This is a genomic window from Paraburkholderia sprentiae WSM5005, from assembly GCF_001865575.2.
GTDB lineage: Bacteria > Pseudomonadota > Gammaproteobacteria > Burkholderiales > Burkholderiaceae > Paraburkholderia > Paraburkholderia sprentiae.
Genome location: NZ_CP017563.2, coordinates 1 through 25,731, shown reverse-complemented (window position 1 = coordinate 25,731; position 25,731 = coordinate 1). Strand labels below are relative to the sequence as shown.

Below are 25,731 nucleotides of genomic sequence, written 5' to 3'. Positions count from 1 at the left end.
AGGCAACCTCGACTCAGAACGAGGTCATGATCCCGGCGAAGACGCCGGTCTGGCTATGACCATAGTCCGGGTTGCTGTTCGAAGACGCACCCGTCGCCGGATTGAAGTTGTTGTTGCCATACGGCCCGTTGCCGAGGTTCAGGTTCGACGTCGAGCTGTTGTGCACGTAGCCAGCTTCCGTGTATAGGAACGTGCGCTTCGACAGCGCGTACGTCGCGGCGAGCGTGAACAACGTGGCGTTGCCGTTGTTGTTGTTCGCGTTCGCGTGATAGACCGCGCCCGTGACTGCCGTCGCCGTCGTGACCTGCCATGCGGCGCCGAACCATTCGTGGTTCACACTGGTCGGCGCGCTCACACCGAGCGGCTGCGACGCAGCGGATACGCCCATGCTCGCGTTGGTGGCGTCAGGTGCGCTCAGATGCTGGTAGCCCGCGTACAGCTTGACCGGTCCGAGCACGTATGTGCCGCCGGCGAGGATCGAGCGCGAAGCCGAGTACACGTTGTTGAACGAGCCGTTCGCGCCGCGCACTTCGTCATAGATCACACGGAAGTCGCCGCTGCCCCACGTGTAGATACCTTCGACCGCGTTCGTACGACCCTGGCCGGTCGGCACGCCCGCCGAGTTGACGGGCGCCGAGTTCCAGCTGGTGTTGTTGGTCAGCGAATACTGGCCTTTCAGCACGAGGCCGCCGAGCAGCACCGGCGAGTTGTACTCTGCGCCGTTGCTGGTGCTTGCCCAGTTACGACCGCGCACCAGGGTCGAGATCGCGTAGCGCTGCATCACCTGCGGGTCGGTGCCCCAGCTGTCCTGCGACAGTTCGCCCGCACCGAGGTTACCCAACTTGAACAAACCCCAGTGGTCGTTCGTCAAGCCCACCGTCGCGTGACGGCCGAACAGATTGCCCGCCGATGCACCGGTCATCGTGTTGAGCTGACCTTCGAGCTGGAACACCGTCTTCGTGCCGCCGCCGAGATCTTCGGCGCCCTGCAGGCCAAACCACGAGCAACCCCAGTTGCCGCTTTGGGCTGCCCACGCGTGGCCGCCCGGGATGCCGGTTTCGTACTGGATGCCGTTATCGATACGGCCATACAACGTGACGCTGCTCTGGGCATGGGCCATCGTCGTCGCAGCTGCCATTACAGACACAGCAATAAGCTTCTTCTTCATTTAGATATCCTATATGTATTTTGGCGTCTCCAAGCCCGTCAGGACGACGCGTTTTCACACGTTTCCCCTCTTGCCGAAATGTCTGCTTCACATTTCGAGGCGATTATAGGGACGACCGTGCGTCGCGCATCGAACTAACGGCTCAGGGAAAACGCTGTTATCGATAACAGTTGCGCGCGGCCCGATCCCGAAGTAGCACCTGCTTTGTGACCATTCCGTGATGGTCACAAGCGTCCGAACTAGGTTTGAATTCGCTTCTCGAAACGTTGCGCGAATGCGGTCACGCGTCGCTCAGCGCTTGCTTAACAGGCAAAACGCGCTCGAATGCAAGCGAAAAATCGTGCTTGATGTTGTGCAGACGCAACGACCGGTTTCGCTTGCATTGATGGTTTCGGCTTGAGGACCCGGCGTCGGGGTCGCCAGCAATGGCAGGCATTAGCGACTATCATCAATGCATACGATGCCGGGCAACGAGCCGGGCTCGGCCGCTTAGAAGGCTGAGTGCGGGACTGCCAACGCATCCGTCTGGCTCTCGCGCTCCATCACGAACGCTCCAACCAGCTCCCATCCCTCGGCTCTCGCTATTCGCCCGCCACGTCGCGCACGCGACGTCCCGCTCAAACGCGTGCGTTGAGTCGGACCGGAAGATTTGCCGGCGGAACTTGCCGGCACACCTTGGTACTTGTAGGAGGTATCGTGAAAACAGCCCTTGTTTCTACACTCGCGTTGCTGATTTCAAGCGCAATCGCGCCGGTGGCCCATGCGCAGGATTCGCAAGCCACCGACCAACAACTCGCCCACAGCGTGCGCGTCGCGGAAGCGCGCAGCGGCGTCGGGATGTCACATGTGTTTGTCTTTGCCCACTCGGGGCGAGTCACGCTGGTCGGATGGGTGCCAGAGCGGGAACATGTTGCGCGTGCCGAGCAGAGTGCGATGTCGGTACCCGGCGTCACTTCGGTGGACAACCGGCTCTCGCCCGACGGCGGGTCGTTGGGCGCGCATTGAAATCATGCTGAACCGCCGCCCGGACGACGATTGAAGCAGACCGCGCGTTAAAGGGCTTCGGTTTTCCCGTCTCGCCAGTGGAATCAAGTGACTGGCGTTCTGTTTCGCGCAGTGCGTGGCGTGTGCAGTCGGTGCAGCCCCATCTGAAAGCGCTTTCAAACCACGTTGGATTCGAATCGATCGATCCGACGCCCACTCCTCTCTCGGTCGTGTCTTTAGTTGTCAGGTAAATCCCCTCTTTGCGGGCCGACGCCTCGCTGCTAACATCGCCGTCGTTATCGTTAACGTTACCGTTAGAAATGGTTAGAACAACATCTAAGCCGCAGACCATCCATAGGAGATCCGGGTGCGTCCTTTGAAGAATTCAATGCGCATTCTTTGCGCAGCCGTCGCCGTGTGCGCGCTTGCATGGACCATAGGCTGCGCGCACAACCGGGCGCCGGCCGCTCATGACGGTCCGCCGCTCGCCGCGGCGCCCGCTGAAGCGCTGCCGCCACTGCGTAGTGTGATGGCAGGACACTTCAAGGTCGGCGCAGCGATCGAGCCTGACGCGATCGACAGTCCCGCCGACGCGGCGCTCATCGCCAACCATTTCTCTAGCCTGACCGCCGAGAACAAGATGAAGCCGGGAACGATCGGCGTCGCGCAAGGCAAGTACGACTTCGCGCCGGCCGACAAAATCGTCGCGTTTGCGCAGGCGCATGGCATCGCGGTACGCGGCCACACGCTCGTGTGGCACTTCAAGGCCGGCGACTGGACCGAAGCGCCCGACTGGTTCTTCGCCGGCGATCCGAAAGATCCGCACTATCGCGACGTCGTCGCTAAGCGACTCGCTCGATATGTAACCGATGTCGTCACACACTTTCGAGGCAAGATCTACGCGTGGGATGTGGTCAACGAAGTGATCAGCGACGACCCGCACCAGGTGTATCGCGAAGATAGTCCGTGGTATCGCGCGCTCGGCAAGGACTACATCGCGATCGCATTGCGCGCGGCGCGCGCGGCGGACCCGGACGTCAAGCTCTATATCAACGAGTACAACACCGACGATCCGCGCAAGCGCGCGAAGCTGCTCGCAGTGATTCGGGATTTACGCGCGCAGAGCGTGCCGATCGACGGTGTCGGGCATCAAATGCATATCAGCGTGAACTGGCCGCCGCTGCCGAACATCAAGCAGGCATTCGACGACGTCGCGGCGCTCGGCCTCGAAAATCAGGTGACCGAACTCGACGTGAGTCTCTATACCGACCCGGGTGAATGCTGGAGCAACCCGCACGCATGTCTGCCGGACCTCGGCCATCCGGTGCCGAACGACATCATGCGCGCGCAGGCGGAGCGTTATCGCGCGGTGTTCGCTCTGTTCGAGCAGGAGCCGAGCATCAAGGCGGTGACGTTCTGGGGCTATTCCGACAAGCACACGTGGCTGACGTCGACGCCCGTACCGCGCAACAACCTGCCGCTGCCGTTCGATGCAGACCTGAAGCCCAAAGCGGCGCTGTGGACGATCGTCGATTCGGCTTATCAGCCGTAACCGAGCCATTGCCGTCAGCTCGATTCAAACGATCGACTTCTCACGGCTCGTCGGAGCCGACCTGCTCGAGCGCGTTCAGGTCTTCAACGAAATCGTCGGGCTGACCGTCCGCGGTTTCATGGGTGCGCGGCGGCGACTTGACGACCGGCGGCGGCATCTTGCCGATGCCCTCATCGACACGCTGCAGTAGATACGGGAAAAAAGGATTCGACGCGATGCGGAACATCGAGTCGAGCGTGAGGATCAGCGTGCCGCGTTCACCGCGCGGCGCGAGCGTGCCGAGGTTCTCGTTGAAGTTTTCCGAGTCGTCCGGTGCGATGCCGTACAGCGCGTCGGTGATCGGGAAAGGAATCGCAACGTGCGACAACGAGAAAATATCCTGCGGATAATCGATATCCAGCGGTCTGACGCGCGTTTGCACTTCGCCCGCATAAACACTGCGCTCGACGGTATGCGCCGAGTCCGGCGACACGTTGGTGATCACCGTCGTGCGGTAGTTCTGCGGACCGATGCGCAGCAGTCGCGAGAGCGCCGTGTACGACGCAACGCGCAGGAAGGTCCTGAAGCGCACGCTGCGGTTCACGTCGAACAGCACGACTTCGCTGCCGTTCTCGGGCAGCTTGTCGTACAGCGATGACATCACCGCGGGTGTGCTGACCGTGAAATCCGTCACCGACTGGAACGTCAGAATGGGCGGCAACGCATCGAGCCGGTTCTCGCGCTCGAGCCGCGCAATCTGGTCCTGAATCACGCTCGTGAGAAGAAACGACTGCCTCGCGCCATTCACAGGAAACGAGTTGTACTTGAACGGGTTGAACTCCGGCACGATGCCAAGCCACGCGGCGCGCGCGAAGGCCGGCAGCACGGCGGGCAGTCCTGCCAGACCGGCAAAGCGCGCGTAACGCGTGATGCCGATCATCGGTGAGATCAGCACGACGCGCGTCGGACGCGCGAGCGCGGGATTCTCGATCGCGTCGAGCGCATATTGCAGCGCGAGCGCGCCGCCATTCGAAAAGCCGACCAGTTCGATCGGCTTGCCAGGTCCCACGCGACGGCGCGCTTCACGCACCGCGAGCCGCGTGGCCGCGGTCCAGTCCTGCCAGTGCACGTCGGTGAGCCCCGCGGGCACTGTGCCATGCCCCGGCAGGCGGATGCCGATCGCGACGAAACCGCGATCGCGATAACGACGCGCAATATGCCGCATGCTGTACGGCGCATCCGTCATGCCATGCAGCAGCACGACCGCGCCGACGGGTTGCCCCGACGGCTCGAGAATGTACGAGTGATTCCAGTTTTCGGCGAAATGCCACGGAAAGATCGGCGAACCCTCGTAATAACGGTTTGCGCCAATGCGCTCGGACGGCCGCAGCTTTTCGACGACATTGACGCGCACGTCCTCGAAGATCCGGTTTTCCGCCTTGATGTACGTGTTCCAGTCGGCGGTGTCTATTTCCTCGACGGTCAATTCGCGCGGCACATAGGTGTGCCATACCGACAGTTCCGGCCCGCGCTGCGAATACCACGCGCGTAGCCCGAAGGCGAGCACCGCCAGCAGCACCAGAACCCATGCACTTATCTTTATTACCTTCAGTGACGTGCGCAGCATTCGTGTTCTCTTGATGAGATGAAGGTTGCACCGCGCGCAGGCTGGTCTCTGCGTTGTGTGCGCATGCCGTCATCGTGACGGCTTCCGGTGTGGATATCCTAAGGGCTTTTAATCACCGGTTCAAACATTGTCATCCGGGTGCGCGACGCGGCATCGGCAACGGCCGCGTATGAACGGACGATTTGCATGACAAGCGGGGATGCACGATGTCGCGGCTGCGAGCGAACGGGTCGCGTTCGCTGCGCTGCGCTGCGCTGCTTGAGATTCGACGTGAGGGAAACCACACAGAACCGCTGAGGCGTCGCGGGGAATCGCGACGCGCCCGATGCAAGAGCCCAAAGCCGGGGCGCGACCCGCGTCGTGCCTCGGCCTTGCCGCATGAATGCAGGCAATGACTAACGGCCGCGGATATTGCCGGCCACGCCGCCCGCCGCGCCGCCGATGATCGCGCCGGTCCATGCGTCGCCGCCGGAGATCGCCGCGATGCCCGCCCCCGCACCCGCGCCGAGTGCCGCGCCGCTCATCGTTCCTTGCGCCTGCGGGCTCATGTCCGTGCAACCGATCATCGCAGCGAGCGCACCCATACTGACGATCCACCCAAGTCGTTTCATGATCGTTCTCCTTATTGATTTTTCTTCAGGCCGGGCACGACCATCTGGAACCAGAGGGTCTCGATCACCGGGTGCTGGATCATCGTGGGATTGGCGGCGTAGTAGCCGTCGAGGCCTTGACGCACGCTGTCGAGCGTCTGGCCCTGCATGCCCTTGCCGAAGCGCTGCGCGATGTCATTGCTGCTCGCCGTGTTACCGGCATAGGCGCGCTCGATGTCGATCACATTAGAGATACCGACCAGATACGCTTTCTTCTGTTCATCGGTCGACTGCATCCATTGCTGGCCCGTGACAATTGGAATGCTTTCCGCGCGCGCGACGTTGCTCATCATTGCTAGCGACAAGAAGGTCAGAGATAACAGCGTTCGCCATTGTGGTTTGATTGCCATCGCCTACTCCATGGAAGTTATGTTCTCCAGCGGCGGCCGGCGACCGCATCGGGCGGCGTCGATCGCGTTATCGGAGTGATTTTCGCGCCTGCTGTATGCGCGCAACGATCGGACGCTTGCTGGCCTCGCCGCGCAGATACGCTATTGAGTCTAGAGCCTTTTCTGCAATTTCCAAGCTCATTCGCTGTCGATGCATGCCGCGTGACATTTGTGTCAAATGACATTCGGCGAGTGAGAGGCATCGATGCAATGTGCGTAAACAGTCGTCAATTCTCCTGCGCTCGATGAGCGCACATGGTGCCGCTATCGACTGCTTGGCGACGACTATTCAATGCTACTTTCATGTAATGCGAGACATCTTTTAATGACTGAATGCCCGGCTTCCTGATTGGTTTGTCCATCGATAACGATTCGAATTGGGTCTGTTTCCGGCGAGGCGTTTCGTCGTGGCCGATGCGGTTTTTTGATGCTTTTGGAAAAGAACTGCGCCGAACGGTCCTCGGTCGATCGCACGTCTGTTGGCGGCGAACTGGCTGCGTCGCAGCGAAGGCGTGGGGCGTGCGCTGTTGACGGTTAGTTGCGTTCTAGGTGAGGATCGGCGGACTCCGTTTCTAAACCGCCACGCGCTGTTTATTAACAGGCTGTAGCTTGTATTTTTAAAATACAGAGAATAGACTGTATTGACCTTCTACAGGCTTTGAGCTGTTACGCCGTCGAAGTCGAACCGGAGATCGACCGTGGACTACGCCATTAAGACACTGAGCCAGCTCAGACCGATCCTGCAGGGCTTCAGGAAAGCCGCCGGCCTCACTCAGTCCGCGATGGCCGCGCATCTCGGGGTCACACAACAGACCTACGCGCAACTCGAGGCGAATCCGTCGGCCGTCAGCGTTGAACGGCTCTTTAGAGTGCTACGGGTCTTGCAGGTCGATCTCAAGCTCACGCAAAGCGGATTGGCGCCAAGCGTTGCCGTGGCAGACGCCGCGCCGCTCAAACCGGAAGCGCCGCCGCAAAAGCAGGCGCGCGCGCCGCGTCCGGCGCAACGCACGGCGACCCAAGCATCGGACACCAGGGCCAAAGCGGCCAGATCCGCCCGCACCGCTCGCAAGCCCAACGCGGTCGATCTGGCCAAGGCAACCAAAGCGGCCAGCACCAGCAAGAAACGGGAGGACTGGTAAGCATGGCGCGCAGCACACCGAACCGTCTGAACCTGTGGATGAACGGCTTGCAGGTCGGCTCCTGGGAAACGACTCGCAGCGGCGAGCTTCTGACCTATGCCGACGACTGGATCGACGATCCGCAAGGACGGCCGCTATCGTTGTCGCTACCGTTCACGCCGGGCAATCAGCGGTATCGCGGTCAGATCGTCGCGGACTATTTCGACAACCTGCTGCCCGACAGCGAACCGATCCGGCGCCGCATCGCCACGCGCTACCGGACCGGCAGCACGGCGCCGTTTCCGTTGCTCAGCGCGCTCGGACGCGACTGCGTCGGCGCGCTGCAACTGCTGCCGCAGGACGAAGAACCGAGCGACCTGACGAGCATCCACGGCCGCGAACTCCGCGACAGCGACATCGCCGCACTGCTGCGCGGCACGACGTCGGCGGCGCCGCTCGGGCAGCACGATCCGCTCGAAGACCTGCGTCTGTCGATCGCCGGCGCGCAAGAGAAAACCGCGCTGCTCCGTCATCGCAACCGCTGGCTGCTGCCCGAGGGCAGCACGCCGACCACGCATATCTTCAAGCTGCCGCTCGGACTGGTCGGCAACATGCGCGCCGATATGCGCACGTCCGTGGAAAACGAATGGCTTTGTTCGCAGATCGTCGCGGCCTATGGGCTCCCCGTCGCGCGTTGCGAAATCGCGCGATTCGACGAGCAGAAGGTATTGATCGTCGAGCGCTTCGATCGCCGTTTGTCGAGCGACGCCACGTGGATCGTGCGTCTACCGCAGGAGGACATGTGCCAGGCCACCGGCACCTCGGCGCTGCACAAGTACGAGTCCGACGGCGGTCCGGGCATCGAGGCGATCATGGAGATACTCGCGGGGTCCGCACGCGCGGCGACGGACCGGCGCAATTTCTTCGCGACGCAGCTGGTTTTCTGGCTACTCGCCGCAACCGATGGCCACGCGAAAAACTTCAGCATCGCTCATCTGCCTGGCAATCGCTACGAAGCCACGCCGCTTTACGACGTGCTGTCCGCGCATCCGATCATCGGCAGCGGCGCGGGCCGCCTCGCGGCGCAAAAAGTGAAGCTGGCGATGGCGGTTCGCGGCAAGAACGTCCATTACCTGCTCAATCAAATCCAGCGCCGGCATTGGGTGGCGGAAGGACAGCGGGCCGGCTTTTCCGCCGCTGACGTCGATACGCTGATCGATCAGTTGACCGGGCAAACAGAGACGGTAATCGACGCAGTCTCGTCGCAATTGCCCGCCGACTTTCCGCTGGACGTGGCCGATGCGGTATTCGACGGCATGCGCCGGTTGAACCGGAAGCTTGTCCAGTAAAGCTCAGTCATGCCGATTAGCGCGCGGCGTCACGGCAACCTCACGCACGCCGCGCCGCCCCTGCATCGGTCTTGGCCGACGCGCGCCACTGCACGCTCAGCAGATGCTCGCGCATGCATTGCGCGGCCGCGTCCGCATCGCGCGCCTTGAGCGCGTCGACGATGGCCTGATGCTGTTGCGCGAAAAACTGCCGCGTCTCCTGCGCGGACGTCTTCTCGCGAACCTCGGGTTTCACCCGCATGCCGTTGATCACTTCCATCAACGCGATCAGCGCGGGATTACGCGTGGCGTGCCCGATCAGCAAATGAAAGCGGTGATCCCACTGCTGCCACTCGTCGTCGTTTTTCGCCGCGGCATTCTTGCGCGCGCATTTCTGCAGCTCCTGCAGATCGTCGCCGCTCGCTTTGGTCGCCGCCAGCGCAGCCAGCGCCGGCTCGAACAACAGCCGCATTTCGGCGATATCGGCGGGACTCATGCCGGCGCGCAAGCCGCGCAGCGTCGGCGCGAACTTCAGCGGCCGCGCGCCAAGATAGGTGCCGCGGCCGACACCACGCCACACACGGCCCGACGCCTCGAGCGAAGCGAGCGCCGCGCGCAGTTCGCGGCGGCTCACGTCCAGTTCTTCGGCGAGCTTTCTTTCGGGCGGCAGCGCGTCTCCGTCCTTCAACTGATGCTCGGCGATGTAGTCGAGCAGCGCATCCTGTACCGGTTTTTCCATGTCGTTCAGTGAACCAATCCGTATTGGTTCTAACGATAGCAGAATCACGGCGGCATGGCACAGTGGCCCCCGGCGATTTTTGATTCGTTATACTGCGTCGAAATAGCGGGTTAACACCGGGTGAAACCTGACTTCGTTAGTCTTACGCTTTCAGTTTCATTATCCGAACCATTTAGTATTGGTTCCCCATTCGGACGCGTCGTCGCCAAGGAGTCGCGCATGTCGTTTACAACCCGCCCGGAACTGATCGGCACCTTCGGCATGGTGGCCTCGACGCACTGGCTCGCGAGCGCATCGGCGATGGCGGTCCTCGAAAAAGGCGGCAATGCGTTCGACGCGGCTGCCGCGGCCGGCTTCGTCTTGCAGATCGTCGAGCCGCATCTGAACGGTCCGGGCGGCGAGCTGCCGGTGGTGTTCTATACCGCACGCGAACAACGCGTGCGCGTGCTGTGCGGACAGGGCGTGACGCCCGCGCGCATGACCATCGAGCGGATGCGCAAGATGGGACTCGACGTGGTGCCGGGCACGGGCCTGCTGCCCGCGGTCGTGCCGGGCGCGTTCGGCGCGTGGATGGCGCTGCTGCGCGACTACGGCCAACTGCCGCTCGACGACGTGCTGAGCTATGCGATCGGTTACGCCGAAAACGGCTATCCGGTGCTGCCGCGCATGGCGTCGTCGATTCTCGCGATTCAGGACTTCTTTCGTACCGAATGGACGACCTCGGCCGAGCAATGGCTGCGCAACGGCGAAGCGCCGATGCCGAACCAGCTGTTCGCGAATCCCGCGATCGCCGAAACCTACAAGCGCATCTTGCGCGAGGTCAATACGCGCAGCGATCGCGCCGAGCAGTGCGAACGCGCGCGTGATGTTTTCTATCGCGGCTTCGTCGCCGACGCGATCGACCAATACTTCCGCTCGACCGCCGTGCTCGATACCTCCGGCCTGCGCAACAGCGGCCTGCTCGATGCCGGCGATCTCGCGCGCTGGGAGCCGAGCTACGAAGACCCCGTGTCGTACGACTACGCGGGTATGCGCGTGCACAAAACCGGCCCGTGGGGCCAAGGCCCGATGTTTCTGCAACAGCTCGCGCTGCTGAAAGGTTTCGATCTCGGCGCGATGGACCCGCTCGGCCCCGATTTCGTGCACACGGTGATCGAGTGCTCGAAGCTCGCGTTCGCCGATCGCGAAGTGTTCTACGGCGACCCGGCGTTTTCGCATGTGCCGATGGACGTGCTGCTCAGCGACGCGTACAACGACGAGCGGCGCCGCCTGATCGATCCGCGCCGCGCGTCGTTGGAATTCCGCCCCGGGCGGCTCGGCGACAGCGAGCAGCGCGCCGCACGGATCGTCGCGAATGCCGGGCGCGAGCAGGCCGGCGGCTTCGGCCAGGGTGAGCCGACCTTTGCGCCGCTGCCCGAATTGCGCGGTGATACCGTGCATCTCGACGTGGTCGACCGCTGGGGCAACATGGTATCGGCCACGCCGTCGGGCGGCTGGCTGCAGGCGTCGCCGGCGGTGCCGGGTCTTGGCTTTAACGTCACCACGCGCGCGCAGATGTTCTGGATGGAAGAAGGTTTGCCTTCGTCACTCGGGCCGGGCCGCCGGCCGCGCACCACGCTGTCGCCGACGCTGGTCACGCGAGACGGCAAGCCATACGCGGCCTTCGGCACGCCGGGGGGCGACCAGCAGGATCAGTGGTCGCTGCAACTGTTCCTCAAGCACGTGCACGGCGGCATGAACTTGCAGGCCGCCGCCGATGCGCCGTCGTTCCAGACTGCCCACTTCCCCGGCTCGTTCTATCCGCGCGCGATGCAGCTCGGCAAGATGTCGGCCGAATCGCGCTTTCCGGACAGCACACTCGCCGAACTGCGCGCTCGCGGCCACGATCTGACCGTCGCGGAGCCGTGGGCGCTCGGCCGCGTATGCGCGGTCGGTATCCGCAACGGTCTGCTGCGAGGCGCGGCCACGCCGCGTCAGATGCAGGCCTATGCGATCGGCCGATAAGCGGCGCGAAGCAGTCATCTGCGCAGAACGCGTGGCCTCGCCGCGCCATTTCCTTCAGGAGTAGTTGCCGTGTCCGCCGTCGCCGCCCGTCTTGAAAGACTTCCGTTGTCGAGCTTTCATCGCAGACTGCTGCTGATCGGCGGGCTGGGGTATATGTTCGACGGACTCGATTCGTCGTCACTCGCGTTCCTGCTGCCGGTCATCAGCAAGCTGTGGCAATTGACGAGCGCTCAAACCGGGCTCGTCGCGAGCAGCACGTATATCGGCTATTTTTTCGGCGCGTTCCTGTCGGGCGTGCTCGCCGACGTGATCGGCCGCCGCCGCATCATGATGAGCGCGCTTGCCATTTATTGCGTCGCCTCGCTCGCGAGCGCGAGCGCACAGAACTGGCACACGTTCTTCGCGCTGCGCATCGTCGCGGGCTTCGGCTCGGGCGCGGAGACCGTCGTGATCGCGCCGTTTCTCGCCGAGTTCGTGCCGCGCCGCTATCGCGGCATGTTCTGCGGCGCACTGGTCGGCTTCATGTCGTTCGGCTATCTGAGCTCGTCGATTCTCGGCTTCGCGGTGGTGCGCAACTTCGCCGACGGTTGGCGCTATCTGGCGGTGATCACGTCGCTGCCGGTCGTGATGCTGTTGTGGTGGCGCCGGACGCTGCCCGAATCGCCGCGCTGGCTCGAAAGCCAGGGACGCGTGGCCGAGGCGAACGGCATCGTCGGCCGCATCGAAGCGGCGTTCGTCGAGCGCGGCATTGCGCTTACGCCCGTGAGTGGGAGCGACGCGTTCCACGCAGTGCCCGCGCCGGCGCAGGCGCCGACGCGCGGCAACGCGTGGCGCAACGTGCTCGCGCTGTGGTCGCCGCGCCTCGCGCGCACGACCGCGGTCAGCTGGCTGATGTGGTTTTCGGTCGCGTTCGCGTACTACTCGTTCTTCTCGTGGATCCCGAGCCTGCTCGTCAAGGAAGGACTGACGATGACCAAGAGCTTCGGCTATTCGATCGCGATCTATGGCGCGCAGATTCCCGGTTACTTCTCGGCGGCGTGGCTCAACGAGAAGATCGGCCGCAAGGCGGTGGTCGCTTCCTACATGTTGCTCGGCGGCATCGCCGCGATCACGCTCGCGTTTTCCCACACCGGCATACAGATCATGACCGCGGGCATCGCGCTGTCGTTCTTCATGAACGGCGCGTTCGCCGGCGTCTATGCGTACACGCCGGAAGTGTTTCCCACCGCGGTGCGCACGACGGGCACCGGATCGTCGTCATCGTTCGGCCGCATCGGCTCGGTCAGCGCGCCGATCCTGGTCGGCCTCATCTATCCGCTGTTCGGCTTCCTCGGTGTGTTCGCGATGACCACGACGGTGCTGGTCATCGGCGCATGCGTGGTCTTCTTTCTCGGCATCGAAACGCGCAACCGCTCGCTCGAAGATATCGAGGCGAGCGAACTCGAACCGGCGCGCGATGCCGGTGGCGAACTGCGGTCAACCCGCATGCATGGCTGAACGGTCTGCGATCTTTCACACTTCCCGGTGCAAACGCGAGGCAAACGATGCAAGGCAACCTGACCGAACCGGCAGCGCACGATACGCAGATGCTGGATAGCGCGGACCTCGAGCGTCTCGCGCTGGCGATGCGCGTTAAAGACCAGCCGCTCCAGCTGTTCCGCGCGGTTCACGCGGCGGCGGAGAAGACGATCGGCCTCAGCCTGTTCACAATCATGTCCTACGATGCGCAGCGTCACGAGGTCGAACGTGTCTATACGAACATGCCGGACGTCTACCCATTGGGCGGCCGCAAGCAGAAGCAAGGCACCGCGTGGGCGCGGCAGATTCTTCATGATCTGAAGCCGTTTCGTGCCGCCACATCGCAAGGCATTCGCGAGGCCTTCGACGATCATGCGGTCATGACCGGTCTGGGTCTCGGCTCGATCCTGAACATTCCGATCGCCTATGACGGCGTGTGCATCGGTACGATGAACCTGACGCACGAGGAAGGCTGGTACACGAGCCGTCACGAAAGCATCGGCCTGCTGATCGGCGCCTTTCTTGTCCCCGCTCTGCTCAAGCAGAATGCGGCATCCTCCGCTTGCGCCGTCCGTTCATGAAAACACCATCCGATGTGCAGCCCTATCAGGCTGCAACCCATCCCACCGTCTCGCAAGGCCGCTGGCTGCTGGTCTTCGTACTCGGCTACCTCGCGCTGATCGCCGATGGCGCCGACGTGATGATGTACGGCCTCACACTGTCGCGTATCAAGGACGATTTCGGGCTGACCAATGTCGAAGCGGGCGCGCTCGGCAGCCTGACCTTGCTCGGCATGGCGATCGGCGGCATTGTCGGCGGCTGGGCGAGCGATCGGCTCGGCCGTGTGCGCGTCGTCGCGTGGGCGCTCGCCCTGTTCTCGCTCGGCGCCGGGATGCTCGGGTTCACGCACAGCTTCGTCGAATTCGCGGCGGTGCGCTTTATCAGTTCGCTCGGCATCGGCTGCATGGTGCTAGTCACCACGCTCGTGGCCGAATACGTGCCGACCGAGCGGCGCTCGCTGGTGCTCGGCATGCTGCAAACCGGCATTTCGGCCGGCTATATCGTCGTGATCGCACTGAGCAACTGGATCTTGCCGCAGTACGGCTGGCGCACGCTTTACTACGTGTCGGCGGTGCCGGTGGTGCTCGCCTTCGCGATCAAGTTCGCGGTGCCCGAACCGGCGGCATGGGTCGCGAGCCGGGCCGCCGACCGCAACAATACAGCGCGGCTCGTCGACAATCGCTATGCGCAGATTTTCCGCGACCGGCAGACGCGCACGATGTTCATCCTGTGGACGTTCGCTTCGATCTTCGTGCTGTCCGGCTTTTACGGCCTGAACAACTGGCTGCCGACGTACCTCGAAAAGGAACTGCACATCAAGTTCAGCTCGCTGACCGGCTATATGATCGGCACGTACGTGGTTGCCTTCATCGGCAAGATCTTCGCGGGCTGGCTCGGCGACCGCTGGAGCCGACGCGGCGTGTACGTGCTCGGCTGCATCGGTGCGGCGCTCTTTCTGCCCGTGATCATTTTCTGGCACACCCGCGACAATATCTCCACGCTGATGCTTTTCTTCGGCTTTCTGTACGGTGTGCCGCTCGGCACGATCGGTACGTTTATGTCGGAGAGCTTTGCAACGTCGGTGCGGGGCACCGCGGTGGGCGGCTCGTATAATCTCGGGCGCTTCTGTTCGGGGGCGGCGCCGATCATCATCGGTTATATCGCCACGCAGTTCTCGATCGGTCTCGGCTTTCTGGTAGTCGGCGCAGTGTTCTTTTTGAGCGGCGTGACTGCATTGTTCATTCCGGATCGGCTATACGACACGCAGCGTTGAATCGATGGCGCAAATGACGAAATCAGGTCGTGTTGATGGATTGCCCAGGTTCCGGCGCTAAAACCGGTCGCCGGATAGCCTGGGCACCACGATGAAGCATTACTCCGTTCCGGCGACGATGTTGGAAATGGTCCAGTTGTTCGTCGTTACGAGCACATAGTCGCCATTGACACCGAGCCATTTATGCCCGCGCGGCGGTGCATTAAGGCCGTGTCCGCGCCAGTCGTCCATGATGAAATTGTAATGGCGGTATTCGGCCGGCACACGTTGGCCTTTATGCCAGTCACGATGCGGAATCGACGGCATCACCTGCTGGCGCCCCATACCGGCCATCTGGCCGCCGCCCTCGCCCTGCGGCGGCCCCGCCGCAATCGCGAGCGCGGACATACCGGCAAACGACAAAGCGACGAGTTGCACAACAATGCGATTATTCATGTTCGAACCTCCGTGCGATGGAAGAAACCTCCGGGCATTCACGTGATCGACGTGAAAGTGATCGTCCAGCTAGTCGCAGATTCATTAACTGGAACTTCATTGCAGCGATCGCTGGGTAAGCGAATCGCATTTTTGCAAATCGCGAGATATAAAAGTTCGATAATTCGGCCGTGACTCGAAGTCGTTAAAAAGTATAGTAAAAGCGAGTTCGACTTCAAGCCGGAGCTGCCCACGGTTAGCGCGTGCGTTGACCCGGCGATTAACAGCTCGCCGGGTCAACGACTTGGAGGGCACTTCGCCAGTCACCCCCAGCTCGATTCGCTTGACCGATCAATAGTCGACCGCATCGCGGATGATCGGGCAGGTCATGCAGTGACCGCCGCCACGTCCACGGCCCAGCTCGGCGCCGACGATCGTAATCACCTCGATGCCCTGCTTGCGCAACAGCGTGTTCGTGTACGTGTTGCGGTCGTATGCATAGACGACGCCCGGCGACGCGCATACGAGGTTCGCACCGCTATCCCACTGCGTGCGCTCGCGTTGATAGTCGCTGCCGCCCGCCTCGACCACGCGCAGCTGCTTCAGCCCGAGCGCCTCGGCGACGACGTCGGTGAACGGTTTGTTATCGGCGTGCAATTCCACGCCGCTCGGATGACTGCTCGGCCGATACGAATAGGTGCGCGTCTTCGCCATGAAGTCCGGGGCGACCAGCACGCAGTCGCGATCGGCGAACGTGAACACGGTATCGAGGTGCATCGCCGCGCGAATCTTCGGCATCGCCGCGACGATCACGCGCTCGGCCGCGCCCTTCTTGAACAGCGTTGCCGCCAGTTGACTAATGGCCTGACGCGACGTGCGCTCGCTCATGCCGATCAGCACGACGCCCTTGCCGATCGGCATCACGTCGCCGCCTTCCAGCGTGGCGAGACCGTGGTCCCGAGTCGGGTCGCCCCACCATACGTTGACCTTGCCCGCGAAGTCCGGGTGGAACTTGTAGATCGCCGTGGTGAGGATCGTCTCCTCGTGGCGAGCCGGCCAGTACAGTGCGTTCAGCGTGACCCCGCCATAGATCCAGCAGGTCGTGTCACGCGTATACAGCGTGTTCGGCAGCGGCGGCAGCAGATATTCGGTGCCGCCCGCCGCTTCTTTCGCGACCTCCAGCGCCTTGCCGCCGTGCGCTTCCGGAAAGTCGTGAGTGGATAGTCCGCCGATCAGCGTTTCGGCCAGCTTGCGATTGTCGAGCCCCTCCAGATAGCTTCTCAGTTCATCGATAAAGCCGAGGCCGACCTGATTCGGCACCACCTGGTTGTCGAGAATCCACTTCTTGCCTTCGGGCACCGCGACGGTTTCGGCGAGCAGATTATGCATTTCCACGACTTCGACGCCGCGGTCGCGCATTTTCGTGACGAAGTCGAAGTGGTCGCGCTTCGCGTTCTCGACCCATAGCACGTCGTCGAACAGCAGTTCATCGCAATTGCTCGGAGTAAGACGCTGATGCGCGAGCCCCGGTGCGCAGACCATCACTTTGCGCAGTTGCCCGACTTCCGAGTAGACACCCAATTCACCCGCTTTCGCGTCCGTGTTCGCCATGATGATCTCCTGAGTACCAGTGTTGGCCCGCTCCATTCAATCGGATTTCATTAAAGCTAAAGCGCGATCCTTCCGGTGACGAGGCCATGGATGCCGATGATCGCGCCAATGACCGCAACGATAAAAATGATCCAGTCAGAAGCGACGAAGACGTTCTTGCTCCGCTCGCGCCGAGCCCAGATATAGAGCGCCGTGCCTGGCGCGTACAGCACGGCGGAAAGCAGTATGAATTTCAGGCCGCCCGCCCAGATCATGAAGACCGTATAGATCGAGGCGATTGCGGCCATGATCAGATCGCGCCGGCGCTCTTCGGGACGCACGTCGTAACCGTCACCGCGATTCGCGGTCATGCATCCGTACACCGCGACGAACAGGTACGGAATCAACGACATCGCGCTAGTCAGATTCAGCATCAGCGCGAATGCATCTCGCGAGAAGTATGTGCTGATGACGAGCAACTGCACCACGATGTTGGTCAGCCACAATGCATTGGCAGGTACCTTGTTAGCGTTTTCTCTCGCGAATACGGCGGGCATGTCTTCGGTCCGTGCCGCCGTGAACAACACTTCGGCGCAGATCAGCGACCAGGCGAGATAAGCGCCCAGCACGGAAATCAGCAGGCCTATGCTGACGAAAACCGCGCCCCAATGACCGACCACCGCTTCGAGCACCGCCGCCATCGACGGCTGTCGCATGGCCGCGACGTCCGCGCGCTGCAGCACCGCGTAAGGCAGCATCGTCACGAGTACCATCAGCGCGGTCACGAGGACGAAGCCGAGAATCGTCGCCTGGCCGACATCGGAGCGCTTCTTCGCATAACGGGAATAAACGCTCGCCCCTTCGATACCGATGAATACGAATACCGTGACCAGCATCGTGGCTCGCACCTGCTCGAGGATATTGCCTTCGAGTCCTCCGCCGTAAAGGTTGGCCTGGAACAGATCCATCCGGAAGCCGAAGATCAGGATCAGGATGAACACCAGAATCGGAATGATCTTGGCGACCGTGACGATACTGTTGATGAAGGCCGCCTGCTGCACGCCCTTGAGGATCATGAAATGAAATAGCCAGATGCCGATCGATGCAACGACGATCGCGACCACCGTATTGCCGTCGCCGAATGCGGGAAAAAACGCGCCGAGTGTCGACTTGATCAGCACCCAGTACGAAACGTTGCCGATACAGCTACCGATCCAGTAGCCAAATGCGGAGAGAAAGCCCGGATAGTCGCCAAACCCTGCTTTCGCATACGCAAACACGCCGGCGTCCAGTTCGGGCTTGCGTTCCGCCAGCGCCTGAAACACGCGCGCCAGCATATACATCCCGGTGCCCGCAATCAGCCAGGCAATCACGGCACCTAACGGACCCGTCGCATTGGCGAAAGTACGCGGCAAGGAAAAGATCCCGGCTCCGACCATGCCACCCACCACCATTCCGGTGAGTTGCATTTTTGACATTTTTTGTGGAGTGGACGCCATTCGGATTCCTTTTTAGTTACCTTTTTAACAAGGGTCTTAATCAGATTCGAACGAAACGTGTCTCTCGGCCAATCTTGCGCTGATCGGCCGCGTTACTCTGCATTCACCACACGAAAAGAATGGGCTGTCCGTTGGCGTTTGTCAATTAATCGCAAGGCCGTGGTTTTTCAAACGATGGCGAATCGCTAAAAGGGAGCTGAACCGTTGGTCGTTCAGAAATACTGAGAAATATCAGAATGGCGATCTCGTAACGGCGTCTTTGTGAATTTTTCTGACGCGATCGCGACTCAACTATGACTCGCTCAGCTTCCTCAGCGTCAGCCGCGCCTCAAGACCACCGCCGACCCGGTTGTGCAGCGTGAGCGTCGCGTCCATCGCGAGCGCGAGTTGACGCGCGATCGCGAGCCCAAGACCGGTGCCGCCCGTTTGGCGATTGCGCGACCCTTCGAGTCGAACGAACGGCTCGAACACCGTCTCCAGCGATTCCGCCGGAATCCCGGGACCGCGATCGAGCACCGACACGGTGAGCTCGCCATCGTGCAACGCACCGATCTCGATCTGCGCGGCGCCGCCGAACTTCAGCGCGTTATCGACCAGATTGCCGACGATGCGCTTCAATGCCTGCGGACGCATCGTCAACGACTGGCCGAAGCGACCCTGCAGTGACACTGGCTGACCCGCGTCGACGTAATCGCAGACGAGGCTGTCGAACAGCGCATCGGGATCGATGCGACGCGGCACCTCGGTCGTGCCATGCATCGTGCGCGCATATGTCACCCCTTCTTTGACCAGCGCTTCCATTTCCTGCAGGTCCTGACGCAGCTTCGCGGCTTCGCTCTCGTGGTCCATCGTGTCGACGCGCAGGCGCATGCGCGTTATCGGCGTCTGCAGGTCGTGCGAAATCGCCGCGAGAATCTGCATGCGCTCGGTCATGTAGGTGGCGATCCGGTCCTGCATCGCATTGAACGCGCGCGCGGCGCGCGCCACTTCGGATGGACCGGCTTCGGGCAGACGCGCGGCCTTCAGGTCCGGGCCGAGCGTGTCGGCTGCGACTGCAAGCTGATTGAGCGGACGCGTCGCGAGCCGCACGGCGAGCCAGCAGCAGCCGGCGAGCACGAGCAACTGCAGCGTCAAGACGAGCGGCAGCCAACGCGACAACGGTGCGCCGGCCATTGGCCGCAGATCGATCGTGAGCGGCGTGCCGTCGCTCAGTTTCAGGTGCACTTGCAGATGCTCGCGAGCGCCGGGCACCGCGTTGACGGTCAACGGATAACGCGTGCCGATGGCGTCGCCGATCGATCGCGCGACGCGCGCCGATACGCTCGCGTCGACTGGCGCGCCGGGCACGCCCGGGCCCAGCATGAACTCGTAGCTGCGCCGCGCGAGGCGCGGCAGCCACTGGGCGCGCTCGTCAGCCGGCAGATGATCGAGCAGCGCGACCGAGCTCGCCACCTCACGCTCGATGTAGCCCATCATGATGTTGGTCATCGTCTGGTCGCGCTCGGTCATCGTGAGCCAGACCGACAGCGCCTGCGCGAGCGCGAGCCCGACGAACAGAATCACCGCGAGCCGCGCGAACAGCGTGCGCGGCCAATGTGGCCAGCGCACCGGGGACGCCGATGGAGATGCGTTCACGCCGGATCTCCGGTGGCGGTCACGGCCGCCGAAAACACATAACCCTCGCTGCGCAGCGTCTTGATGTAGCGCGGCTCGCGCGCGCCGTCCCGCAGGCGTTGCCGCAGGCGGCTCACCATCAGATCGATCGAGCGGTCGAACGGATCGGCCTGGCGACCTTGGGTGAGGTTCAGCAGCTGGTCGCGCGTGAGCACGCGCTGCGGATGATCGAGAAACACGCGCAAGAGACGATACTCCGCGCCGCTCAACGCGACCTCGGTGCCGTCCGCGTCGAGCAGATGACGCGCGGTCGTATCGAGCCGCCAGTCGCCGAAGCACAGCATCGGCGCCGATTCGGTCACTTCCATCCCGGGCGGCAGCATGCGCGCGCGGCGCAGCACCGAGCGGATTCGCGCGAGTAGCTCACGCGCGGCGAACGGTTTGGTCAGGTAATCGTCGGCGCCCATTTCGAGGCCGACGATCCGGTCCGCTTCCTCGCTGCGCGCGGTCAGCATCAGGATCGGTACGGTGCGGAACTTGCCCGAGCGCAGTTCGCGGCACAGCGCGAGGCCGTCTTCGCCGGGCAGCATCAGGTCGAGCACGATCAGGTCGGGTGCGCCGTTCTCGAGCGCGGCGCGCATCTGGCGCCCATTGGCCGCGAGCGAGATGCGCACGCCGTTTTTCTCGAGGTATCCCGCGAGCAGTTCGCGGATGCCGCGATCGTCGTCGACGATCAGTACGTGGTCGGAAGTTTCCATCGACGGATTATCCGCTGCGGCGTTTGAGTTGCACGCCGCTCGATTGGATCAATGAACACTGCAACGGATACGCAAGTTCGGCAGCGAAGCCGCCTGCAACGAACAGAACGACGGCAAAGAGGCGTTTCATGCATCCTCCAGCAGGGAAAGACTCGCGCCGTCGGCCACGCCGGCTTCGAGCGCATAAGGATCGACCCCGTCGAGGCAGCCGATATTGACGCGCCATTGCTGCGGATCCGTGCGCGTCTGATGAAAAGGATAGATGCCACAATGCTTGCAGAAGTAGTGCTTCGCGACCTGGGTGTTGAACTGATAAAGCGTCAGCGCATCCTCACCAGTCAGGATCTTCAACTGACTGGCGGGGAAGCGCGGCGTCATCAGCGCGCCCTTGCGGCGGCACAGGCTGCAGTTGCAACGGCCGGCCGGAACGATTTCGGTGCGAACTTCGAACTTGACGGCCCCGCAGTGACAGGACCCTTGCAGCAACTCGGCGCTCATGGTGCTCTCCGTGATTTGGCGATGCCTGCTTTATAGTCCGGTTCATCGGTCGAATTATGTCGTAATGTATCCGGCCGCCGAGACGATACATTACATTGCAATCAGCCCGTGGCGATTAGCGCAAGCCGAAACAGCGAAGACAAACACGCGAATTGGCATTCAAGCGGCACGCGCGAACGGATAACACAGGTTGATTCATGCTGCATGCATTGTCGTGTCCGGCCTGCTACGCGCTGTTTTTTACCTTGGCATGACAAGCGACGTCCTTATTCCGTTGATTGGCGCAAGGTCAGTGAATCACGTTGAATACGCTTGACTTTTAACCACTGCCCACTTCCAATACCCATGGTGCAGTGCGATGTTTCGCAGTTGAAACGCGCTGCACGTCATTCGGTAGTTCAAAGCATCGGCCAGCAGCAGTTCATTCGTCCGCCGTGCATGCGGCGTCAGCTCGCAAGATGGAGCACTCCTCACTACGGGAGTCGTCTTGGCTGCAACGAAAACCCAACCCGCGCGCCGCGAACCCATCCGCATCGACCTCGCGTTGCAAGGCGGCGGTTCGCACGGTGCTTTTACATGGGGCGTCCTCGACCGTTTGCTCGAGGAGTCGTGGCTGCAGATCGAAGGCATATCGGGTACGTCGGCCGGCGCGATGAACGCCGCGGTGCTGGTGAGCGGCTATCAGGTCGACGGCGCGGCCGGCGCGCGCGCCGCGCTCGAAGCGTTCTGGCGACGCGTGTTCGAAGCGTCGGTGTTGAGCCCGTTTCGCCGCAGCCCACTCGACGTGATGATGGGCCGCTGGACTCTCGACTTCTCGCCGCTCTTCATTGCGATGGACCTCGCGGCGCGCCTGTTTTCTCCATACGACCTGAATCCGCGCGGCGTGCATCCGCTGGCGAAGATCCTGCAGGACTCGATCGACTTCGCGCATCTGCGCGACTCGCCGATCAAGCTGTTCATCACTGCGACGCGAGTGCGCACGGGCCAGGCGCGCGTGTTTCGCAATGCCGACCTGACGCCCGACGTGCTGCTCGCCTCTGGCTGCCTGCCCACGCTGTTCCAGGCCGTGAAGATCGACGGTGAAGACTACTGGGACGGCGGCTATGTCGGTAATCCGACCATCACGCCGCTGGTGCGCGAATGCACATCGAGCGATACGCTGCTGATCCAGGTCAATCCCGTCGAGCGCAAGGAAACGCCGCGCACCGCACGCGACATCATCAGCCGCCTGAACGAAGTCGCCTTCAACTCGCCGCTGCTCAAAGAGCTGCGGATGATCGCGCTGCTGCGACGCGCGGCGGATGCCGGCAGCGATGAAGGCCGCCATTGGGCGGCGATGCGCATCCATCGGATTTCCAGCGAGATGATGACCGAGCTCGGTTACTCGTCGAAGCTGAACGCCGAGTGGAGTTTTCTGACGATGCTGCGCGACGAAGGCCGACGTGCCGCGGACACGTTCCTCACCGAGCACGGCGAGTCGATCGGCGTGCGCTCCTCGCTCGATCTCGACACATTGCTCGACGGAGTCTGACCATGGACGTCATCGCCCTGTCACCGCTCGCGATCGGTCTCGGGCTCTTTGGCATGCTCGCCAGTCTCGCGCTGCTGATCGGTTTCGCGTATCGCGGCTGGACGGTGCTGCTGCTTGCGCCGTTCGCTGCGATGCTGGCCGCCGCTATTTCGGGCGAACCGATTCTGGCGCACTGGACGCAGACGTTCATGCTCAGCGCCGCGCGCTTTCTCGCGCAGTTCTTTCCGTTGTTCCTGCTCGGCGCGCTATTCGGCAAGCTGATGGAAGACAGCGGCTCCGTGAAGGCGATCGCCAGCTATATGACGCAAAAGCTTGGCGCCCATCGCGCGATTCTCGCGGTCGTGATCGGTGGCGCGCTCGTCACCTATGGCGGTGTCAGCCTCTTCGTCGCGTTCTTCGTACTCGCGCCGATGGCCACCGCCCTCTTCCAGGCCGCGAATGTGCCGCGCCGTCTGATGCCGGCCGCGATCGCGCTCGGCACATCGACGTTCACGATGTCCGCGCTGCCCGGCACACCGGCGATCCAGAACGCGATCCCGATGCCGTTCTTTGGTACCACGCCGTTCGCGGCTCCCGGGCTCGGCATCATCGCGAGCATCGTGATGGTCGCGTTCGGGCTTTGGTGGTTGTCCTTGCAGCAATCGCGCGCGAGGGCGGCTAACGAAGGGTTCGACGGATTGGGCGCGGCGGCGATATCCGCCAGGGCGCCGGCCAGCGAAAACCTCGTGCGCGAGCGCGCAAGCGTATCGCAGAGTTTCGATCCGGAGGAAGCGAAGCGCGGCCGTCTCAGCGAGGATCTGCCGCCGTTCGTTGTTGCGCTCACGCCGCTCGTGCTCGTCGTGCTGATGAACTTCGTGATGAACGTGATCGTGCTGCCGCGTATCGACGCGGACTACCTGGCCGATGTCCGTTGGGGTGAGACGTCGCTTGCGGCGGTCGGCGGTGTGTGGGGGGTGTGCGTGGCGCTCACCGTTGCCATCGTCGTACTCGTGCTGCTCAATCGGCGTCGGCTGCCGGCGCTGCGCGAGACGATCGATGCGGGCGCGAATGCATCGGTGCTGCCGGTGCTGAGCGTCGCCAGTCTGGTCGGCTATGGCGCGGTGATCGCCGCCCTACCCGCGTTCGCGCTGGTGCGCGAATGGGTGCTCGGCGTCGGCGGTGGTCCGCTCGTATCGCTCGCGGTCGCCACTAATCTGCTCGCGGGCTTGACCGGGTCGGCCTCCGGCGGTCTCACCATCGCGCTCGATGCGCTCGGCAGCACCTATCTGCAACTGGCCGCGCAATACGGCATCGACCCCGCGCTGCTGCATCGGGTCGCCGTGATTTCCTCCGGCACGCTCGACAGCCTGCCGCATAACGGCGCAGTGGTGACGCTGCTTGCGGTATGCGGCTCGACGCACCGCGAAAGCTATCGCGACATCGTGATCGTCGCGATTCTCGGCGCGCTTCTCGCGCTGGTGGTGGTAATCGTGCTGGGCTCGCTAGTCGGTTCGTTCTGAGCGTGCTTGGTGCCCAGGTCTCTTCCGGCTCGCTTCACGCCGCCGCGCGGGCCGCGTTCATCCGGCCGAACACGAACTGCCCCAGATACCAGACCAGCTCGGTATTCGCGAAGATCGCATCTTCGGTGACGGTCGACGGTTCGAGCTTCATTCGACGTAGCATCAGCTTGCCTTCGCGCGATGTCGTCCACGCGTGCATCAGTTCCTTGCGCGTCTTTGCATCGGCGGCATTGAAATGGTCACGGCCCTTGCGCGAATCCTCGTTCATGCGCGCGCGCACTTCTTCCTCGCGCGTCGCGATGCTGTGCGCCACGGTCTTTCTCGTTTCGGTCTTGACCGCCTGTTCCTGCGCTTCGTCGGCGAGCAGTTTGGCCTGCACGTCGACCATCGTGCGCTCGGCGTCCGAGATCTTCCAGTTGTCGCGTAGCGCACGCATCAGATAACCCGCGGGGCTCTTCTTGACCTGGCCGCGCTTGATCCTGAAACGCGTGTATTCGACGGCCTGCTGGATGCGTTCGTCGGTCCAGAGCTCGCGGTTCTCCGAAATCTCGCTGAACTGGTTGGTCGACAGCCCGAATTCGTCGGTGAGAATCTTGTACAGATGGCTCGCGTCCGCGAGGCTGGCGAGTACCGCGTCGGCCGTGTCCTTGCGCTTGAGCAGGAACCGGATGCGGTCGATTTTCTTCGACGTCGTCGATGCAGTGCGCGTCTCGTACGACAACTCGACGTCCGACACTTCGTTGATTTCGCGCACCGCTGGCTCGAGCCAATCGCGCTTGAAGTATTTGAAGATCGCGGCGTTCGCGCCCATTTTGCCGGGCCAGTTGCGCATTTCCTCGAGCTGGATCCAGTCCGTGCGTCCCGCTGGCACATGCGGCAAGACCTTGTCATAAATCGCACGCGCGAGACTGCGCGTGAACGCGGTGGAAATGCGCAAGCTCAGCCAGTGCGATTTCTGGGGATCGCGGATATGCGGCACCAGCCGCGGATGGACGTCGAAACGCATACGTCCGCGATGAAAACCGACCATACCGATCAGCTGGACTTGCACCCACAGATCGTCTTCATTGGGATCGCGGTTCGCAGGCGTATTCGTCACGCGGACCTTAGCGTTCTGCGCTTCGTCGGCGATCGTGCGCAAATGCTTGAGATTGCGGCTGTCATAACGCATCAGCCACTTGAAGTAGTTCAGCTCGACGTCGTACTGATCGCGCTGCTCGGTCTCCTGCGCGACGATGAAGTATGCGGCATCGAGAAAGCGCCGCGCCGGCAGCCCCATGTTGACAATTTCGGTGAAGAAATCGTTGCGCTGATAACCGATCTCGCGATTGGCCTCATTGATGCGCAGCCCCTGATCGAACATGTCTTCGAAGAGCGCGAGCGCCATCTGGCGTGACGTCGCTTTCGACCTGCCCTCTTCCGGATTGTCCGCGGCCAT

General features: G+C 62.5%; 23 protein-coding genes. 10 read left to right on the top strand and 13 right to left on the bottom strand.

The window, feature by feature from the left end; translation table 11 throughout:
• Positions 1–13: 13 nt before the first annotated feature.
• Positions 14–1,168, bottom strand: coding sequence for a porin (locus BJG93_RS28815; protein ID WP_027194659.1), 1,155 nt, complete (start codon positions 1,166–1,168; stop codon positions 14–16).
• Between the two features lie 696 nt (positions 1,169–1,864).
• Between BJG93_RS28815 and BJG93_RS28810 the strand changes: the two genes are divergently transcribed.
• The gene (locus BJG93_RS28810) at positions 1,865–2,173 is read left to right on the top strand and encodes a BON domain-containing protein (protein ID WP_027194658.1); all 309 of its coding nucleotides are present in this window, start codon (positions 1,865–1,867) and stop codon (positions 2,171–2,173) included.
• 367 nt (positions 2,174–2,540) lie between these two features.
• The gene (locus BJG93_RS28805) at positions 2,541–3,704 is read left to right on the top strand and encodes an endo-1,4-beta-xylanase (RefSeq protein ID WP_027194657.1); all 1,164 of its coding nucleotides are present in this window, start codon (positions 2,541–2,543) and stop codon (positions 3,702–3,704) included.
• Positions 3,705–3,744: 40 nt separating this feature from the next.
• Here the strand turns inward: BJG93_RS28805 and BJG93_RS28800 are convergent, their stop codons facing one another.
• From BJG93_RS28800 to BJG93_RS28790, 3 genes are all read right to left on the bottom strand, one after another.
• Positions 3,745–5,310 (bottom strand): alpha/beta hydrolase, encoded by a 1,566-nt coding sequence (locus BJG93_RS28800; RefSeq protein ID WP_034477526.1) that lies wholly within the window; start codon positions 5,308–5,310, stop codon positions 3,745–3,747.
• Positions 5,311–5,705: 395 nt separating this feature from the next.
• On the bottom strand, positions 5,706–5,921 hold the full coding sequence (locus tag BJG93_RS28795) for a YMGG-like glycine zipper-containing protein (protein ID WP_027194656.1): 216 nt from the start codon (positions 5,919–5,921) through the stop codon (positions 5,706–5,708).
• Between the two features lie 11 nt (positions 5,922–5,932).
• Complete coding sequence (locus tag BJG93_RS28790) at positions 5,933–6,310, bottom strand: hypothetical protein (RefSeq protein ID WP_034477523.1); 378 nt, start codon at positions 6,308–6,310, stop codon at positions 5,933–5,935.
• Positions 6,311–7,047: 737 nt separating this feature from the next.
• On the opposite strand from BJG93_RS28790, the gene BJG93_RS28785 reads away from it, so the two are divergent.
• Entirely contained in the window at positions 7,048–7,488 is a 441-nt protein-coding gene (locus BJG93_RS28785; RefSeq protein ID WP_027194654.1) for a helix-turn-helix transcriptional regulator, read from the top strand.
• 2 nt (positions 7,489–7,490) lie between these two features.
• Positions 7,491–8,816 carry a type II toxin-antitoxin system HipA family toxin gene (locus BJG93_RS28780; protein WP_027194653.1) on the top strand — a complete coding sequence of 442 codons (1,326 nt, stop codon included), beginning with the start codon at positions 7,491–7,493 and terminating at the stop codon, positions 8,814–8,816.
• Between the two features lie 40 nt (positions 8,817–8,856).
• Here the strand turns inward: BJG93_RS28780 and BJG93_RS28775 are convergent, their stop codons facing one another.
• Positions 8,857–9,534: a FadR/GntR family transcriptional regulator gene (locus BJG93_RS28775; RefSeq protein WP_027194652.1), complete on the bottom strand. Its 678-nt coding sequence runs from the start codon at positions 9,532–9,534 to the stop codon at positions 8,857–8,859.
• A 219-nt stretch (positions 9,535–9,753) separates the two neighbouring features.
• Here BJG93_RS28775 and BJG93_RS28770 point away from each other — a divergent pair, with 219 nt between their 5' ends.
• The 4 genes from BJG93_RS28770 (at position 9,754) to BJG93_RS28755 (ending at position 14,890) form a co-directional block, all read left to right on the top strand.
• The gene (locus BJG93_RS28770) at positions 9,754–11,538 is read left to right on the top strand and encodes a gamma-glutamyltransferase family protein (protein ID WP_027194651.1); all 1,785 of its coding nucleotides are present in this window, start codon (positions 9,754–9,756) and stop codon (positions 11,536–11,538) included.
• 69 nt (positions 11,539–11,607) lie between these two features.
• Positions 11,608–13,035: an MFS transporter gene (locus BJG93_RS28765; protein WP_027194650.1), complete on the top strand. Its 1,428-nt coding sequence runs from the start codon at positions 11,608–11,610 to the stop codon at positions 13,033–13,035.
• 47 nt (positions 13,036–13,082) lie between these two features.
• Positions 13,083–13,637, top strand: coding sequence for a histidine kinase (locus tag BJG93_RS28760; protein ID WP_034477520.1), 555 nt, complete (start codon positions 13,083–13,085; stop codon positions 13,635–13,637).
• Entirely contained in the window at positions 13,634–14,890 is a 1,257-nt protein-coding gene (locus BJG93_RS28755; RefSeq protein WP_027194648.1) for an MFS transporter, read from the top strand. The genes BJG93_RS28760 and BJG93_RS28755 overlap by 4 nt, the downstream gene beginning before the upstream one ends.
• 99 nt (positions 14,891–14,989) lie before the next feature.
• Here BJG93_RS28755 and BJG93_RS28750 read toward each other — a convergent pair whose 3' ends face one another.
• From BJG93_RS28750 to BJG93_RS28725, 7 genes are all read right to left on the bottom strand, one after another.
• Positions 14,990–15,325 carry an RcnB family protein gene (locus BJG93_RS28750; protein ID WP_027194647.1) on the bottom strand — a complete coding sequence of 112 codons (336 nt, stop codon included), beginning with the start codon at positions 15,323–15,325 and terminating at the stop codon, positions 14,990–14,992.
• 330 nt (positions 15,326–15,655) lie between these two features.
• Positions 15,656–16,915, bottom strand: coding sequence for an arginine deiminase (gene arcA / locus BJG93_RS28745; RefSeq protein ID WP_027194646.1), 1,260 nt, complete (start codon positions 16,913–16,915; stop codon positions 15,656–15,658).
• A 56-nt stretch (positions 16,916–16,971) separates the two neighbouring features.
• Positions 16,972–18,393, bottom strand: coding sequence for a basic amino acid/polyamine antiporter (locus tag BJG93_RS28740; RefSeq protein ID WP_027194645.1), 1,422 nt, complete (start codon positions 18,391–18,393; stop codon positions 16,972–16,974).
• Positions 18,394–18,684: 291 nt separating this feature from the next.
• Positions 18,685–20,028 carry an ATP-binding protein gene (locus tag BJG93_RS28735; protein WP_034477516.1) on the bottom strand — a complete coding sequence of 448 codons (1,344 nt, stop codon included), beginning with the start codon at positions 20,026–20,028 and terminating at the stop codon, positions 18,685–18,687.
• Positions 20,025–20,765 carry a response regulator gene (locus BJG93_RS28730; protein ID WP_027194643.1) on the bottom strand — a complete coding sequence of 247 codons (741 nt, stop codon included), beginning with the start codon at positions 20,763–20,765 and terminating at the stop codon, positions 20,025–20,027. Before BJG93_RS28730 ends, BJG93_RS28735 begins: the two co-directional genes overlap by 4 nt.
• 7 nt (positions 20,766–20,772) lie before the next feature.
• On the bottom strand, positions 20,773–20,895 hold the full coding sequence (locus BJG93_RS36150; RefSeq protein WP_269217476.1) for a hypothetical protein: 123 nt from the start codon (positions 20,893–20,895) through the stop codon (positions 20,773–20,775).
• Positions 20,892–21,263, bottom strand: a complete 372-nt coding sequence (locus BJG93_RS28725) for a GFA family protein (protein ID WP_027194642.1) — start codon at positions 21,261–21,263, stop codon at positions 20,892–20,894. The genes BJG93_RS36150 and BJG93_RS28725 overlap by 4 nt, the downstream gene beginning before the upstream one ends.
• 487 nt (positions 21,264–21,750) lie before the next feature.
• On the opposite strand from BJG93_RS28725, the gene BJG93_RS28720 reads away from it, so the two are divergent.
• A complete protein-coding gene (locus tag BJG93_RS28720) occupies positions 21,751–22,794 on the top strand; it encodes a patatin-like phospholipase family protein (protein WP_027194641.1) in 1,044 nt (347 codons plus the stop codon).
• Positions 22,795–22,796: 2 nt separating this feature from the next.
• Positions 22,797–24,293, top strand: coding sequence for a GntP family permease (locus tag BJG93_RS28715; protein WP_027194640.1), 1,497 nt, complete (start codon positions 22,797–22,799; stop codon positions 24,291–24,293).
• A 34-nt stretch (positions 24,294–24,327) separates the two neighbouring features.
• On the opposite strand, the gene BJG93_RS28710 is transcribed toward BJG93_RS28715, so the two are convergent.
• A complete protein-coding gene (locus BJG93_RS28710; RefSeq protein WP_027194639.1) occupies positions 24,328–25,731 on the bottom strand; it encodes a replication initiation protein in 1,404 nt (467 codons plus the stop codon).